This is a genomic window from Arcobacter sp. ISO1, assembly GCF_058105185.1.
This window is the reverse complement of the sequence record NZ_CM176573.1, coordinates 1,032,863-1,048,801: the sequence shown is the minus strand read 5'-3', so window position 1 is coordinate 1,048,801 and position 15,939 is coordinate 1,032,863. Positions and strand designations below refer to the sequence as shown.

Annotated in this window: 20 protein-coding genes; 10 read left to right on the top strand and 10 right to left on the bottom strand. The window is 29.0% G+C overall.

Annotation, left to right across the window (positions count from 1 at the left end; all coding sequences use genetic code 11):
* Window position 1: 1 nt before the first annotated feature.
* Genes AC2TY9_RS05215 through AC2TY9_RS05195 form a run of 5 tightly spaced genes read right to left on the bottom strand, consistent with a single transcriptional unit; the run spans window position 2 to window position 2,636 of the window.
* Window positions 2-532, bottom strand: coding sequence for a flagellar basal body-associated FliL family protein (locus AC2TY9_RS05215; RefSeq protein WP_489779875.1), 531 nt, complete (start codon window positions 530-532; stop codon window positions 2-4).
* Between the two features lie 3 nt (window positions 533-535).
* Window positions 536-1,033 carry a MotE family protein gene (locus tag AC2TY9_RS05210; protein ID WP_489779874.1) on the bottom strand — a complete coding sequence of 166 codons (498 nt, stop codon included), beginning with the start codon at window positions 1,031-1,033 and terminating at the stop codon, window positions 536-538.
* Window positions 1,030-1,446, bottom strand: coding sequence for a hypothetical protein (locus AC2TY9_RS05205; RefSeq protein WP_489779873.1), 417 nt, complete (start codon window positions 1,444-1,446; stop codon window positions 1,030-1,032). Before AC2TY9_RS05205 ends, AC2TY9_RS05210 begins: the two co-directional genes overlap by 4 nt.
* A 1-nt stretch (window position 1,447) precedes the next feature.
* Window positions 1,448-1,708 (bottom strand): flagellar biosynthetic protein FliQ, encoded by a 261-nt coding sequence (locus tag AC2TY9_RS05200; RefSeq protein ID WP_489779872.1) that lies wholly within the window; start codon window positions 1,706-1,708, stop codon window positions 1,448-1,450.
* Between the two features lies 1 nt (window position 1,709).
* Window positions 1,710-2,636, bottom strand: a complete 927-nt coding sequence (locus tag AC2TY9_RS05195) for a hypothetical protein (RefSeq protein WP_489779871.1) — start codon at window positions 2,634-2,636, stop codon at window positions 1,710-1,712.
* An 89-nt stretch (window positions 2,637-2,725) separates the two neighbouring features.
* Here AC2TY9_RS05195 and AC2TY9_RS05190 point away from each other — a divergent pair, with 89 nt between their 5' ends.
* Both AC2TY9_RS05190 and fliM read left to right on the top strand, forming a co-directional pair.
* The gene (locus AC2TY9_RS05190) at window positions 2,726-3,781 is read left to right on the top strand and encodes a flagellar basal body P-ring protein FlgI (protein ID WP_489779870.1); all 1,056 of its coding nucleotides are present in this window, start codon (window positions 2,726-2,728) and stop codon (window positions 3,779-3,781) included.
* Window position 3,782: 1 nt separating this feature from the next.
* A complete protein-coding gene (gene fliM / locus AC2TY9_RS05185; protein WP_489779869.1) occupies window positions 3,783-4,880 on the top strand; it encodes a flagellar motor switch protein FliM in 1,098 nt (365 codons plus the stop codon).
* 2 nt (window positions 4,881-4,882) lie between these two features.
* Here the strand turns inward: fliM and pyrC are convergent, their stop codons facing one another.
* From pyrC to amt, 5 genes are all read right to left on the bottom strand, one after another.
* The gene (pyrC, locus tag AC2TY9_RS05180) at window positions 4,883-5,899 is read right to left on the bottom strand and encodes a dihydroorotase (RefSeq protein ID WP_489779868.1); all 1,017 of its coding nucleotides are present in this window, start codon (window positions 5,897-5,899) and stop codon (window positions 4,883-4,885) included.
* 1 nt (window position 5,900) lies between these two features.
* A complete protein-coding gene (locus tag AC2TY9_RS05175) occupies window positions 5,901-6,239 on the bottom strand; it encodes a P-II family nitrogen regulator (RefSeq protein ID WP_489779867.1) in 339 nt (112 codons plus the stop codon).
* A gap of 86 nt (window positions 6,240-6,325) precedes the next feature.
* Window positions 6,326-7,513 carry an ammonium transporter family protein gene (locus AC2TY9_RS05170; RefSeq protein ID WP_489779866.1) on the bottom strand — a complete coding sequence of 396 codons (1,188 nt, stop codon included), beginning with the start codon at window positions 7,511-7,513 and terminating at the stop codon, window positions 6,326-6,328.
* A gap of 139 nt (window positions 7,514-7,652) precedes the next feature.
* The gene (locus AC2TY9_RS05165) at window positions 7,653-7,991 is read right to left on the bottom strand and encodes a P-II family nitrogen regulator (RefSeq protein ID WP_489779865.1); all 339 of its coding nucleotides are present in this window, start codon (window positions 7,989-7,991) and stop codon (window positions 7,653-7,655) included.
* 20 nt (window positions 7,992-8,011) lie between these two features.
* The gene (gene amt, locus AC2TY9_RS05160; protein ID WP_489779864.1) at window positions 8,012-9,226 is read right to left on the bottom strand and encodes an ammonium transporter; all 1,215 of its coding nucleotides are present in this window, start codon (window positions 9,224-9,226) and stop codon (window positions 8,012-8,014) included.
* A 275-nt stretch (window positions 9,227-9,501) separates the two neighbouring features.
* On the opposite strand from amt, the gene AC2TY9_RS05155 reads away from it, so the two are divergent.
* The 8 genes from AC2TY9_RS05155 (at window position 9,502) to AC2TY9_RS05120 (ending at window position 15,925) form a co-directional block, all read left to right on the top strand.
* The gene (locus AC2TY9_RS05155; RefSeq protein ID WP_489779863.1) at window positions 9,502-10,362 is read left to right on the top strand and encodes a hypothetical protein; all 861 of its coding nucleotides are present in this window, start codon (window positions 9,502-9,504) and stop codon (window positions 10,360-10,362) included.
* 31 nt (window positions 10,363-10,393) lie between these two features.
* Window positions 10,394-11,152 carry a Fis family transcriptional regulator gene (locus AC2TY9_RS05150; protein ID WP_489779862.1) on the top strand — a complete coding sequence of 253 codons (759 nt, stop codon included), beginning with the start codon at window positions 10,394-10,396 and terminating at the stop codon, window positions 11,150-11,152.
* The gene (locus tag AC2TY9_RS05145; protein ID WP_489779861.1) at window positions 11,145-13,676 is read left to right on the top strand and encodes a [protein-PII] uridylyltransferase family protein; all 2,532 of its coding nucleotides are present in this window, start codon (window positions 11,145-11,147) and stop codon (window positions 13,674-13,676) included. Before AC2TY9_RS05150 ends, AC2TY9_RS05145 begins: the two co-directional genes overlap by 8 nt.
* A 109-nt stretch (window positions 13,677-13,785) precedes the next feature.
* Window positions 13,786-14,100: a hypothetical protein gene (locus tag AC2TY9_RS05140; protein ID WP_489779860.1), complete on the top strand. Its 315-nt coding sequence runs from the start codon at window positions 13,786-13,788 to the stop codon at window positions 14,098-14,100.
* 12 nt (window positions 14,101-14,112) lie between these two features.
* Entirely contained in the window at window positions 14,113-14,649 is a 537-nt protein-coding gene (locus AC2TY9_RS05135; protein WP_489779859.1) for a hypothetical protein, read from the top strand.
* A 71-nt stretch (window positions 14,650-14,720) separates the two neighbouring features.
* Complete coding sequence (locus tag AC2TY9_RS05130; RefSeq protein ID WP_489779858.1) at window positions 14,721-15,200, top strand: hypothetical protein; 480 nt, start codon at window positions 14,721-14,723, stop codon at window positions 15,198-15,200.
* Entirely contained in the window at window positions 15,187-15,426 is a 240-nt protein-coding gene (locus AC2TY9_RS05125; protein WP_489779857.1) for a hypothetical protein, read from the top strand. The genes AC2TY9_RS05130 and AC2TY9_RS05125 overlap by 14 nt, the downstream gene beginning before the upstream one ends.
* Before the next feature lies 1 nt (window position 15,427).
* Window positions 15,428-15,925 (top strand): hypothetical protein, encoded by a 498-nt coding sequence (locus AC2TY9_RS05120; protein ID WP_489779856.1) that lies wholly within the window; start codon window positions 15,428-15,430, stop codon window positions 15,923-15,925.
* Window positions 15,926-15,939: the final 14 nt, after the last annotated feature.

Genomic DNA, 15,939 nt, shown 5'->3' with positions numbered 1-15,939 from the left:
TTTATTTAATCACAAATGTTGTGAATAATATCTTCTTAATATTATTTCTTTTTATATCTTCATTACTTGCTGTAACTTCATTGAGGATATTATTAATATCTTCCATTAGCTCTTCTTTTAATAACTCTTTTCCACCAACAGTTAATAACTCTTCTGAACTTCTTGCACTTATTTGTGCTATTACAACATCAACAATCTCTGGCTTATATTCTTCAACAATTGCTTCTATTGAAGGCTCTGTACTTTTTAAAGAGAAAGAAAGCTTCATTAATTTTTCTCTTCCTTTAGCATTAGTGATATTTAAAACCAAGTCATTTATTGCAGCTTTATATGTTTCATTTGAATCACTAGCTTCCTCTTTTTGAACCTGCTCAGTACCTTGTTGCTGTTGACCTGATAATACTCCACTTGAATACAATAAATATCCTCCAGCACCAACTGCAATTAATAAAATAACCACTAAGGCAATAAGAACTATCATTAGTCCTTTTCCACCACCAGATTTTTTTACCTCTTCGTTTTCTTCAGCCATAAATCACCCTTCATCTTCATTATTTATTTTATACTCTTGTAACATCTGTGTTAATAAAGAGGCATTTTTAGGACTTAAGTACCTCATAAAAGATGTTACCTTTGCCTCTTTTAATCTTAAGATTATATCGAAAACTCCTTCAAGATTTCCATCACTAATCATTTGATTAAAAATTCCTGCAGCAATTTTAGGCTTCATTTTATTATAAATTGTTGAAATCTTGCTATCAACTTCACCTTTTATATTAGATAAAAGTTTTTTATTTTCATCTCTTAAGGCTTGAATTTGTTTCTTTTCACTTTCTACTTTTTTTAGCAAGACATCTAACTCTTTTTTTCTCTCTTGATACTCTTTTTCTTTTTTATTATAAAAACTGTTAAGCTCTTTTTTTAATTCTCTAACCTCTATTTTTTGCTTAATTAATGCTGCACTACTTACTCTTTCCTCTTGGGCAAAAGAGAATGAAAACAATAAAAATGTTGCTAAAATTAACTTATTCAAAAATTCTCCTGTTCACTAATATATTTACTTTGGATATATTCACTAGCTGCTTCCTCTTCCATATAAAGAACTTTTCTAAAAGCTTCATCTTTTTGTTCTTTTAAAATATAAGCATATTGTTCTGTTTGCTTTTGCAATTCAACAATCTCTATAACCAAACTCTCAACTTGTTGCTGTAAACCATTTTTTTCATAGTTAAGCTTCATTATATGCTCTTTCATAGTATTTTTATGAATTGCTAATACAGCAAAATCCGATATTGCACCATGTCTTTGAACTGAAGTCGTATTTATTTTGTTTTGTGTAAACATAATTTCATCTTCAATACGAGAAATTTTTGCCATTAATTGACCCTTTTCAATTAATTTCTGATCAGTTTGCATTTTTTTCAAGTCATGAAGTTTTTCAATCATATTACTGTCCAAAAGTTAAGATCAAACCCCACAAATCATTTGTATAGGTTTGAATATTATCACCTATCCAAGGTAATGAAATAAGGATAAAAACTGAAACAAATATAACTTTTGGAACAAAAGTTAATGATGCATCTGAGACTTGAGTTACTGCTTGAAAGATTGAGATTATTAGACCAATTACCATACTTACTATAAGTGATGGCAATCCAAGTATTAGAATTATTTTTACTGTATTTTCGGCAATACCAATTAAATCCATACTAATCTTTAACTTTTACTGTAATCTCCAGCGTTTTGTTACTTAATAACTGTGAGATTAATTTTGCTATATCATCCACATTAGAACTACCAATATCAATACTTTCTGGTTTATTATCTTTTTGTAATTCAGTTGTTTGTACTTTTTTTGGAAGTGGTTGAGTTGACACCTCTTCATTATCTAAACCATTTAAAGCTGCTAAAATATCAGCTTCATTTAATGCATCAAATTCTGCAAATTCATTTGACATGTCAAATCCTTGAGTATTCTCTTCTTTTTTTTCTTCTATGATATCAAAATCTTCTTCAAAACTCAAATCTTTTATCGAGGATAAAACATCTTCATCTTGATTATCTTCTGTACTTTCAAGCTCTACTTCGTCTATTTGCTCAACAAGTGAAGATAAGTCATCAATCTCTTCAATTAATGGTTCTGATGGAGGTTCTTCTTCATTTCTATGGGACAATAAATTACTTAGTTCATCATCTAATTGAACATAACTTTTTTCATTACCTTCATCTTTTTCATAAGCATCTTCAACAATCTCAACAATTGAATCTTGAATCTCATTTGATTCTTGTTCAAATGCTTCAGCCTCAAGCTTTTTTATAATATGCTTTGATAATTCATCCATTGAATCGACTGAGATATCGCCAATTCCATGATCTAATAAATACTCTTGTTCAATACCATCTTTTGGTTTCAAAAAATTTATTTTTTGATTTAATGTATTTTTTTTGATAATTTTTGAGTCATCAATCAAATAGATATTTTTTGGATTATCTTCAATAGCATTTTTCAAACTTTCTAAGGTTCTTAATTCTTTAATTTCACCATTTTCATCAAGCCTAAACTTTATGTTTGAATGGTTTAGTAATTCTTTTATCTCTTTTTTGAAGCTTTCACTTCCGTAAGTATATATAATCAAAGATAACCCTAAAATTATTTTTTAAAAAATTATACCTTTATTTTATAAAATTTTAGATAAAATATTTTAACAATCATAGAGGTGTGAATTTGAGGATACTAATAACTTTTTTTCTGATTATAAATTTTTTATGTGCCATTACAATAAAAGATATTTCTAACATAGTTGGAATTAGAGATAACCAACTTATTGGATATGGACTAGTTGTTGGATTAGCTGGTACTGGAGACAAATCACAATTTACTATGCAGTCTTTACAAAATTTGCTTAGAAATTCATATATAAAGATTCCAACATCATCAATAAAATCAAAAAATATTGCAGCTGTTATGGTAACAGCAGAACTACCCCCTTTTTCAAGACAAGGGGATAAAATAAAAGTTAAAATATCTGCAATTGGAGATGCTAAATCAATTGACCATGGACAACTTTTACTAACTCAACTTAAGGCTGTAGATGGTCAAGTTTATGCATTGGCGCAAGGTGCTATTGTTTCAGAATTAGAAAATCCAACAACAGGTTATATTTATGAGGGTGGAACTATTGAAAATGAGGTTGATTATTCTTTACAAAATGAAGATTCAATTACATTAAGTTTGTTTAAAAATGATGCTAAGCAAGCTTTTACAGTAGAAGAAAAAATCAATAAAAAATTTGGTCAAAATATAGCAATGGCTATTGATACAAGAACAGTAAAGGTGAAAAAACCTGCAAATATTTCGACAGTAAAATTTATATATGATGTTCAAAGTATTCAATTAGATTCTGATTTTAAAAAGAAAATTGTTATTGATATGAATAGAGAAACAATAATTGCAGGTGCGGATATACCAATTGACCCTGTTACAGTAGCTAGAGAGAACTTTACTATAAGAATAAAAAAATCTCCTTTAGATGAAAATCAATGGGATGATAATAAAGCAAACCCAGGTAAAGATATTGGAGATGATGTAAAACTAGATAATAAACCAATTGCAGTGAATATTGATAATACATTAATGAATTCAAAAGGAACTCCGACAATTTCAGATTTAGTTAGAGCTATGAAAGTTATGAAACTCCCAATGACTGATATAATAGAAACAATAAAAATAATCAAAGAGATGGGTGCATTAGACAACGTTGAACTGGATATAAGAGGATAATATGGCTGAATTTTTAAGTCAAGATGAAATTGATGCACTTTTAGATATTGCCGAAGCGGGAGAAGATATAGATGCTTCTACTGAAGAACAGATTATATCAAAAGAAAAGAACTACTCTATTTATGATTTTAAAAAGCCAAATAGAATCTCAAATGAACAATTTAAAGCTTTTTCAACCCTTCATGATAAGATGTTAAGAGACTTAATTACTGACCTTTCAGCAATGCTTAGAAAAATAGTTGATATTAAACTTTATTCTATTGAACAAATGACTTATGGTGAGTTTATCCTTTCAATTCCTCAATTAACTTCACTAAATACACTTTCAATTAAACCCCTTGAAGGAAGAATTGTAATTGAGTGTAACCCTGGAATCTCACATAAAATTATTGCAGAATTATTAGGAAGTGGAGCCGTTGCAGCTAGTGATAATTTAGATAGAGAATTAACAGAAATTGAAGTTAATATCTTTGATCACTTCTATAAAATGTTCATAAAGCATATGTATAAAGCATGGGATGAAGTAACAACATTAAATTTTAAAATTGAATCAAGAGATACAAATGCAAATGCAATTCAAATTATCTCTGACCATGAGATTGTTCTACTAGTAGTACTTGAAATTACAATTGATGAGGAATCAGGTTTTCTTTCTATTTGTTACCCTATTTCATATATTGAAACGCTTTTAAATAAAATTGTTGAAAAAATGTTTAATGAAGGTAAAAATAAAAAAGCTAGTAGAAAAAAAGATATTACAACATTAATTTCTGGCGCAAAAATGAAGGTTGAAGCAATAATGGCTGAAACAGAATTAACAGTTGAAGACTTATTAAAAATAAAACCTAATGATGTCATAGTATTTAATAAAAATGCTAGTTCTTCATCTTCAAAACTTTATGTAAACAAGACTGAAAAGTTTTTAGGTGTTTCTGGGATATCAAATAATAGAAAAGCTGTTCAAGTAAAAGCTAATTTAGACCATGAGAAACAAGAAACTTTAGAGATTTTAAGATTAATGAGAGAAGATAGAATTAAAAAATCTCAAGAGTCTAGAGAAAATATCCAAAGACTCTTAAGTGAGAGAGGGAAAAAATAGTTTTACCCTTGAATACTCCAAGCTAAAGTTTGACCTGCGTACATTGGTACTACATTTTCACTATTATAAGTGTATATTTCAGGTACAACAAAATCTTTTTGTACTAGTTTAATAGTTTTCTCTACAGCTTTAAAATCATATATGTTTTGCGCATTTAAACTTACAAATGCATTTAAATTTTCAAGTTTGCCATTTTTATCAAATAAATCAGTTAATACTTGTAAAGCAATAGGAGACGTAAATACTCCAGCAGCACAACCACAACACTCTTTTTTGTGTTTTGGATGAGGAGCACTATCACTTCCAAACATCAATTTTGGATGTGCTTCAAGTGCAGCATTTAATAAAGCATCTCTATCCTCTGGCCTTTTTGCTATAGGTTTACAAAAAAGATGTGGCTGTAACATACCTCCAGCAACATCATCTAAAGTAATTAGTAAATGATGTAAAGTAACTGTTGCATGTAAATTATCATATTTATCTAATAACTCAATTGCATCTTTTGTTGTAATGTGTTCCATAATAATTTTTAGATTAGGGAATGAAGAAGCAATAGACTCATATATAGGCATAAACTCTTTTTCCCTATCCATAACAAAACCATTTGTTTCACCGTGAATACATAAAGGGATTCCAAGTTTACTCATTGATTCTAATGTTGGTCTTAAATTTTCAATATCCATTGATGATACACCAGTTTCAGAATTGGTTGTAATCCCAGCAGGATAAAGTTTAATTGCTATAATATCATCTTTAATATCTTCCAAAAATTCATAAGAATAATCATCTTTAAAAAATAAAGTTACATAAGGTTCAAAATCATCACCATTACAAGCTTCTATGATTCTTTGTTTATATGATAAAAGTGCTTCTTTAGTTGTAACAGGAGGCACTAAATTAGGCATTATTAGTGCGCCTGAAAAAGTATTTGAAGTAAGTGGGCCCACAAGTTTTAACATCTCACCATCTCTTAAGTGAAGATGCATGTCAAGTGGAGAATTGATTTCAAAACTTCGCATACTAAATTGCGTCCTCGTCTTGCTCTCCTGTTCTTATTCTAACAACTTTTTCAACTGAAGAAATAAAGATTTTACCATCACCAATTTTTCCAGTTTTTGCTGAATTTACAATAATATCAATAGTTGAGTCAACCTCTTCATCTGAAACAATTAATTCTAATTTGATTTTAGGTAAAAAATCAACAACATATTCAGCACCTCTATATAATTCTGAATGTCCTTGTTGTCTACCATATCCTTTTACATCAGATACAGTCATACCTGTAATACCAGCTTCTGTTAAAGCATCTTTAACATCTTCTAGTTTAAACGGTTTAATTACTGCTTCAATTTTTTTCATATATCGTTTCCTTTTTTTGATTGTCCTATTTTAGCAAAACTTAGTTAAATCTAAATTATTACTATCTTTTACATCTAAATTATTAATTAAAATGCTCTTTTGAACTCAGGATAAGCTTCAACACCACACTCATCAACATCAAGTCCTTGCATCTCTTCATCATCTGCTGCTCTTAATGCAACTATTTTGTTAAGGATAAATAATACAACAAAAGATACAAAAAAGGCAAAAATTCCAACTACAACAACACCTTTTAGTTGTCCCATAAATGTTATATCATCTCCATTACTTGCAAAAATTCCAACTGCTAAAGTTCCCCAAATACCATTTAATAAGTGAACCGATAAAGCACCAACTGGATCATCAAGTTTTAATTTATCAAAGAAAGATACTCCAATAACAACAATAACACCACCAATTGCACCAATTAAAATTGGAGTATAAATATCATATAAATCAGGCCCTGCAGTAATTGCAACTAATCCACCTAAAGCTCCATTTAATACCATAGTAATATCAAGTTTTTTATACTGGAAATACATTATTATCGAAACAATAATTGCACCAGCAAGTCCAGCAGTGTTTGTATTCATAATAGTTAAAGCAACTGCATCAGCACTCTCTTTTGAAGCTATTGAACCAACAGAACCTCCATTAAATCCAAACCAACCAATCCATAAAAGAAAAGCACCTAAAGTTACAAGAGGGATATTTGATGCAGGAATTACTCTAACTCCACCAGTTTTTGGATATCTTCCTTTTCTAGCACCAATTATAATTATTGCCGCTAATAAAGCCCATCCACCAGTACTGTGAATAACAGTAGATCCAGCCAAGTCATACATTGATAAATCTAAAAATGTTCCATCAAGCATATCAGCTCCCCATGACCAGTTTACAACAGTTGGGTAAATAAAACCACCCATAATTACAGTAAAAATTGCTAAAGGAATAACTTTTGCTCTTTCACTTACACCACCTGACATAATATTGATTACTTTTCCAACAAAAGCCATTTGAAATAAAAATGCTGCCCACTTTGACATTGAATCGCTTCCAAAATCACCAAAAGCGATTGAGTAACCTACAAGTAAAAATGACATAGATGCAATTGCATAAATCATTGTGTTTACCATTAATACTGCTGAAACATTCTTTGTTCTAACAAGTCCAGCTTCTAACATAGCAAATCCAGGAACCATAAAAATGATTAACGTCATTGCAAAAAGTGCAAAAAACGTATCAATAACATAACTAACTGATTGTAAATCCATATTTAACCCTCATCAAATTTTTTGTAAGGAGCATTATATAGTTTAATAAGATATTTTGGAGAGTAATTATGTATAAAAAATATACAGCAAGATAGATTTTATATCAGTGAAGAATAAATCTCCACCGATATAAAGGGGCTTATACAGCTTCTGAACCTCTTTGTTCAGTTCTAATTCTAACAACTTCATCAACTGGTGTAACGAAGATTTTACCATCTCCAATTTTTCCAGTTTTAGCTGATTCAACAATTACTCCAATTGTTGAATCAACATCTTCATCATTTACGATTACTTCGATTTTAATTTTTGCTAAGAAATCTACAACATACTCAGCACCTCTATATAACTCAGAGTGACCTTGTTGTCTTCCGTAACCTTTTACATCTGACACTGTCATCCCTGCGATTCCGTTTTCCACTAAAGCCTCTTTAACATCTTCTAGTTTAAAAGGTTTGATAATTGCTTCTATTTTTTTCATTATTTAAATCCTATTCTCTATTAAGCTTTTTTGAATTCTGGATAACATTCAAGACCAGTTTCGTGAATATCAAGACCAGTAATTTCAGTTTCTTCATCAACTCTTAGTCCAACAACTAAGTCTAAAATTTTCCAAACAATGAATGAAACAATGAATACGAATGCACCAATTACAACAATACCTTTGATTTGAGCCATGATTGTTACATCTGGATTAAAGATACCAACTGCTAATGTTCCCCAGATACCTGCTACTAAGTGAACAGATAAAGCACCAACTGGATCATCAATTTTTAACTTATCAAAGAATGGAACCGCAAATACTACAATTGCACCACCAACAACACCTTCAATAAATGCAACTAACATACCTAAGTCTGGACCAGCTGTACAAGAAACAAGTCCTGCTAATGCACCATTTAGAACCATAGTTAAATCAACTTTTTTGTATAGAAGTTGAGTTAAAATAGCAGCCATTACAGCACCTGCTGCAGCAGCCATATTTGTATCAGCAACAACTAAAGCAATTCCATCAATATCAGCTTTTGAACCTAAAGCTAATTGAGAACCACCATTAAATCCAAACCATCCCATCCAAAGAATAAATGTACCTAATGTAGCAAGAGTTAAGTTTGAACCAGGGATTGGTCTTACTTTACCATCTTTAGTATATTTACCTTTTCTAGCTCCAAGGATTAATACACCTGCTAATGCAGCCCATCCACCAACAGAGTGAACAATAGTAGAACCAGCGAAGTCAGAGAAACCAGCAATTAAACCACCAAGCTCAGTTCCACCCCATGTCCAATGACCTTGAATTGGATAAATTACACCTGATAAAACAACAACGAAAATTAAGAAAGGCCATAATTTCATTCTTTCTGCAATTGTACCTGAAATTACAGAAGCAGCTGTAGCAACGAACATAACTTGGAAGAAGAAATCTGCTGCTGCTGGATATCCAGAGTCAGGACCATTTTCCATAGAAATTGTTGAGAAACTTCCCATGAAAGAAGAACCGTCACCATACATTAAGTTATACCCAATAAAGTAATACATAATACAAGAGATTGCAAACAATGCTATATTTTTTGTTAATACCGTCGCATTATTCTTTGATCTTGTAAGACCAGATTCTAACATAGCAAAACCTGCTGCCATCCACATTACTAATACACCAGAAAATACAAATAGAAATCCATCTAATATGTATTTTAAGTCGTTAAAATTTTCCATATTTTTCCTTTTCAAAAAATGTATGCCGAAATTGTAACAGATAAAAACCTGAGTGAATACATATAGTTTGTATATTTTTTATACAATAATAACTTAATAATTAGTTAGTCAGTACATAGTAATTGGCTTTACATGGTAGCTCTAGACAATTTTCTTGAAAAAATAAATTTTAAACGATTTTTTATTAATTTTACATATTTGTATTTTTTAAATAATTGTATATTTTTTATACACAGATTTTATATACAGTGTGTTATAATAAAAAAGGAGTATAAATGAAAGAATATTTAGATGTATATTTTCAAAATAGAAATAAAATTGAAGACTTTATAGAAGAGACTTTTCTAAAAATTGGGGAACTTAAGAATTTAAAGGTTACAGGGTTTAAAGATGTATTTAAACTTTTCCCATCACTGGAGCTTGTCTACATAATTGACAAAAAGTCAAAAATACAAATTTCTCCAAACTATTTTAGAAACTATGAAGATAAAAAAGCTTTAGATATTTCTAGGGATTATCTTTTAGGGAAAATTCGTTTTAATCAAAAAACCAACTCCGCTTTCACCTCAGCATATGTAAGTAGTGCTACAAAAAACTCTTGCATAACTTTTTGTGTAAAAGAGGAAGACTATATTATATTTTTTGATTTTAAAATAGAGACTATTTTGGAAAGATTAAATTTAATAGAACTTAATAAACCTTTTCATACTATAACTAAGACTTTTTATTCTATAGCAGGATATTCGATGTTTGCTTTGTCTTTATTTATAGTTTGTTATTCAATATATGATTTTAGTCATTCATTTTTGATTAAAGGTATTTTTGATTTAGACACAATTTTTAAACCTATTATTGCATTAACTTTAGGTATTGCAATATTTGATTTAGCAAAAACAATTTTAGAGCAAGAAGTATATTTTAAAAGTTATTCAAAGAACTCTAAAGTTGAAACAAAAATGATTACTAAGTTTTTAATTTCAATCATTATTGCTTTATCTATTGAAGCTTTAATGGTTGTATTTAAAATTGCAATTAATGATTATGACAAAATGATCAATGCATTTTATTTAATTGCTGGTATATCGTTGATATTGATAGCATTATCGATATTTATTCATTTAACAAAAAAGAAATAAAATATTATAGTATAATACAAGAAGGTGAAACATGGAAAACTATATAGCTATATCTAAAAACTCAAAGGAGATTTTAAACTCTGCACATCTATTACAAAGTGTAGAAGTTAATGCTTTAATCTCAGGTGAAGCAGGAGTTGGTAAGAAATCTCTTGCAAAATATATATTACCAAAAGCTCCACTATTTAAAGCAAAAAATCTTCAACAAGATATCGCTGATAATATTATCAATCTGCAAAATTGTTCGATAATTATTGATAAAATTGAGAATATTACTAATATTGATTTACTAATTAATTGGGTAAATGAAAATGGTATTAGAGTTGTTGCTACAACAATGAAAGATGATTTAAATGCAAAAGTAGAAGAGCTTTTCTCAATTACTATAGAGTTACCACCTTTAAAAGATAGAGAAGAGGATGTAAAAGCTTTAACCTCAAAATTTTCAAAAGAAGCAAGTAACACATTAGATTTAGATGTAATTGTACCTTCTAGACTAATGATAAATATCTCAAATAATGCACATAGTTTAAGAAAATCTATATATTTTTCATACCTTTTTGAAACTATTGGTGAAGATGAAATATTAATGTTTATGGAAAACTATATGTTCTCAAATATGGAAGGTGAAAACTCATATAAAGATTTTCTATATTTACTTGAAGTTCCAATGTTAAAAGCAGCAACAAAAAAATACAAATCACAAGTGCAAATGGCAAAACATTTAGGGCTTAATAGAATCACTCTTCGAAAAAAATTAGACAGTCACAAGGAATTTTTAGATGGTTAGCGAACTTAATGTTGAAATTGAAGAACTTATATCTCAAGGAGCACAAGATTTTGAAATCTCAAAGATTTTTAGAAACTACTTTAAAAACTATGTAGACTCTATTGATACCACCCTTGAAACAACAGGGGGAAAAGACTTCTTTGTTCAACATACAAAACACACAGATAAATTTTTAATCGCTTTATACAAATACATATTAAGAAAACATTTTAAAAACTACCAACCAATGAGTACCTCAATACCTATTACCTTGATTGCCTTAGGAAGTTATGGAAGGGAACAATTATGTATTTACTCTGATGTAGATTTAATGCTTTTATATGAAGATATCCCAGGATATAATTTAAGAGCCATTATGGAAGACTTTATCACTTTAGCTTGGGATTGTGGATTAAAACTTGGTTCAAGGGTTCATGAACTAAAGGATATCGCAGAGGGAGTAAAAGAGGATATCACAATAAAGACCTCTATTATTGAATCAAGAATGATTTATGGATCAAAATATCTTTGGTATGGTTATGAAAATGTACTAAAAAAGATAAAAGAAACAGACCAAAAAGAGTTTGTGTTAGAAAAACTTGAAGAGCATAAACAAAGGCTTCTAAAATTCCCACTTAAAATGGAACCAAATATTAAAGATGGTTATGGGGGAATGAGAGAGGCTAATATGGTATTTTGGATGGCAACAGTTATCCATGGAGTTTATGATACAAAAGAGCTTATTGGCCAAGAGTTTACTGAAGATGAATATAAAAAATATAGAGCTGCTTTAGAGTATATTTTTCAAGTAAGAAACGCTTTACATAATATTTCAATGAAAAAACTTGATGTTGTAAATTTTGATGTATTACCAGAACTTAGTACAAAATTAGGTTTTAAACACACTCCACGTTTAACAAAAGAGCGTCAATGTATGTCTAGACTTACTGAGTGCTTACATAGAATCCATCATTTTTCATGCACCATGGTTAAAAAATTTACAAGACGAGTTTTATTTGAAAAAGAGAATATAAGTAAACTTAAAAAGTATCGATTTAAAAAGAATCTTTATATTATCAATGACAAACTATACTGCTCTTTTTCAAATAAGCCAAAAACTTTAAATACTTTAATTAAAGAGTTTATTGAACTACCAGATACAATAAAAACTTTTGATAGATCATATCTTTATTATGTAAGTAAAACTAAAATTCCAAGTAAACAAAGTAAAGAGTTAAAAAAGAATATAAAAACTTTATTACATAAACCAAATTTGTATCCACTAATAAAAATGATTTATAACGGTAGACTTTTCCAATCGATTTTACCAATTGGGAAAAAAATTGTAAATCAACCTCAGTTTGATGGTTACCACCAACACCCTGTTGATATCCACTCAATAAAAACACTAAAAAAACTAGAGGAGATAAAAGACCCTTATATTCAAGAAGTTTATGACTCAATGGATGAAAAGAATCGAGCTTTAGTTAGACTTGTTGCCTTATTACATGATGTTGGTAAAGGAAGGGTGGTAGACCATCATATTGTAGGTGAAAAACTATTTAAAAACATGACTAAAGCATTTGAATTTGACCCAATCCATATTCAAAGGGGTGCTTTACTAGTAAGATACCATAATATGATGAGTAAGTTTGCTACAAGTAAAGACATTTACTCTGAAAAAGTTATTCTTGCCTTTACTGCATTATTAAAAGATGAGATAACTCTAAAAATGCTTTATGTTGTAACCTATGCAGACATTTCTGCTGTTGGAGATAGTGTATATAAAAGTGCGACATCTTCACTTTTAAGACAATTATATCTTCAATCTTTACCTGCATTTGAAAATAAAAATCTATTAAATGAAAATGTAAGAAGACACAAAAAAGAAGAAACAATAAAAAAATCTAAAAGATATAAAGAGTTGTCTGCAATTAAAAAGAAAAAACTTATGTATATCTCTTCAAATCAGATTTTCTTACAACTTAGGGCAAGTGAAATTATGGATATTGCCCTTGATGCATATGCGGTTAAAGATTTCAAATATGAGATTGATAATACGACAAATCTAAGAATCAAGATTATTAGAGCGATACCTTTAAATCTAGGTTATATGCTTGGAAAACTAGAGTTTTTAAATATATCTACATTAAATATTTTCAAACTTTATGATGATAAAAAATACTTTGAAATCAGATTTGATGAAGGGGTTGATGAAGGCGATTTAATCTATATTGATAGTATTATTAGGGATTCATTTGATATGAGCAGAAAAACTAGACTTTTATCCCCTGAAATAAAAAAAGAAAATGTCACAATTGATTGTAATCACTCTGCATATCTTGCTTCTATGCATGTAGTGGCGAAGGATCAAAAAGGTCTTTTTGCTTACATTGCAAATGTATTTGATGAATTTGAAGTAGAAATTGAAAGTGCAAAATTAAGCTCTATGAAAAAAGTTGCAAAAGATTTATTTCTTATTGAAAAAGATGGAAACTTTTGTGCAAATCAAGATGAAATCATAGAATCCCTGTGTAGCAAATAATAATTTTAAAACAACTAAGTAAATAACTTAATTATTTATTAAGATTTATAGCATTATAATTTGATTAAAAGGTATCTAAGTATTATGATACCTTTTAAAAGGATTTGTGGTGAAGATGCAGCAAGCTTTTGGAGCAAAAGTAACTACTTTAAAGTTCGAAAATAGATTCGCAACATATGCTGTATTTTTAAAAAAGACAGCAAATAGGGATCAAAGAATATCACTATTTAACAATTTAAAAAAATTAGTATCAACTGAAATATGGACAAATGAAAATATTGATTTTATTATTATTGAATTGACTTTAGATAAAAAAAAGTATGTTCAAAATAATAATCTAATCTCTTATATTGGTGAAGTACAAATTGATTTAAAAAAATTAAATAGTCTAATGACAGGGGATTTCTCTTTAGCTGAAATGTAAAAAGGATATACAATGAGCGTAGGACAAGAACTCTTAGATGTACCATTACCACAGATGGTATCCGACTTAGCCATGGGTGTAGCTACAGCACAAGAAGCTTTAGACAAAAATTCACTACAAACAACACTAGAACTTGCAAAACCAGAAAATGCTATTAGTTTCGTACCAAAAATTGTAGGAACAATTAATCCTGATACAGGAGAATCAAACATAACACAAGTAGAGGCAAAAGATATTCCACTTATTGCATTTATACGACCTACTTGGTATCAATTTTCAGAAACATCCATTGAAGTTTCTATGGATATTAAAACTTCAATGCAAAGGGAAACTAATGTAAAAGTGGGCTTTAAAGCAAAAGCTGGATGGGGTCCATTTTCTGCTTCTATAAAAACAGATGTTGAACATAATAGAAAATTTGGTAAAGAGGTGCATGGAACAAGTAAACTTACAGTTAAAATGGTTCCAGTACCTCCACCACCTTTATTATTACCGGAGGTTGATATACAGGTTTTACAACCAGCTAATCCAACACCACCTGTTAATTAATAGTTTTATTATTCATAGTAGAGTTTTCTACTATGAATTAAAACCTTAACCATAGATATAAGGAATATATCATGCCTATACCAAAAGAATATAAAGAGATATCAGCAAGCTTATCTGATTTTGTGGAAGAGATGTCTTTAGCTATTGCTCAATCTAAAAAGAATTTAGATGAGACCTCATTAAATACATTAAAAGAACTAGCAAAAACTGATATTGAAATCCCCATTCTAAAACAAGAAGTAACTCAAAATGGAGTAAAAGACAAGATTTCATATGTAAAAGTTTCAGCTTTATCTTTAGGTATGAAACCAACTTTTTATGAATTTAGTGAAACTAAAATAGAGGTTTCGATGGATTTAAGTGTTGCAGAGGAAGTAACTTCAACTACAAATACTAAAAAGAAAAAATTGTTTGTTAATACAAAAGATATAAAAAATGAAAGGCGATTTGAATCAAATTTAAATGCTTTTAGTAAACTATCTATAACAATGGTTCCAGTACCAGCACCTAATAATATACCTGAGATAATCCAAGAATATGAAAACAAATGATTTCTTTGAAATAATTTCAGATTCTTTATTAGATGCCTATAAGATTAATAAAAAAATTGAAAAGGACAATCTTATAATAAAAGATATTGAACTAGAGATGAGTTTCTCTCCTGATTCTGAACTTAAGAATATATCTTTAGCAAAGTTGGAAAATAAATTCATGGATAAATATGAAGAAGTAAATTACTTTAATATTTATATAAAAGCATCTGCAAAAAGGAAATAAAATGCCAAATTTTGAAAGAATAACAGAAATAGAAAGAAAACTTAATACTATTGATAAAAAACAATTACAAAGTTTTAAAAAAAGTTATAAACTTCAGGAAACAAAGGCTACAAAATTAAATAATGAGAATAAAACTTTGAAAATGGAAGTTAGAAATATAGAAAAAGAAAAAACAAACCTTCAAAAACTTTTAGTAAAAAAAGAGATTCAATTAAAACAATTTGAAGAGTTAAAGAAAATCAAACCTCTATATCAAAATGATTTCAATAATTTCATAGCAAACTCAGTAAAAGCATTACAAAATAATCTAGAATCGGATGATGATAGTGATTATGAATTTATGATTAGAGATGTGCAGATTGAAGCTCTAGTTTCCACAGAAAATAGAAATGGTAAATTATCATATGTAATCCCAACTTCTACTCAACTAAAAGATATTGATGGAAATAAGTTACAGAAATTAAAATACTCTTTAAGTGTAGTACCCAAAACAAGATAGTTTTATAAAGGAGA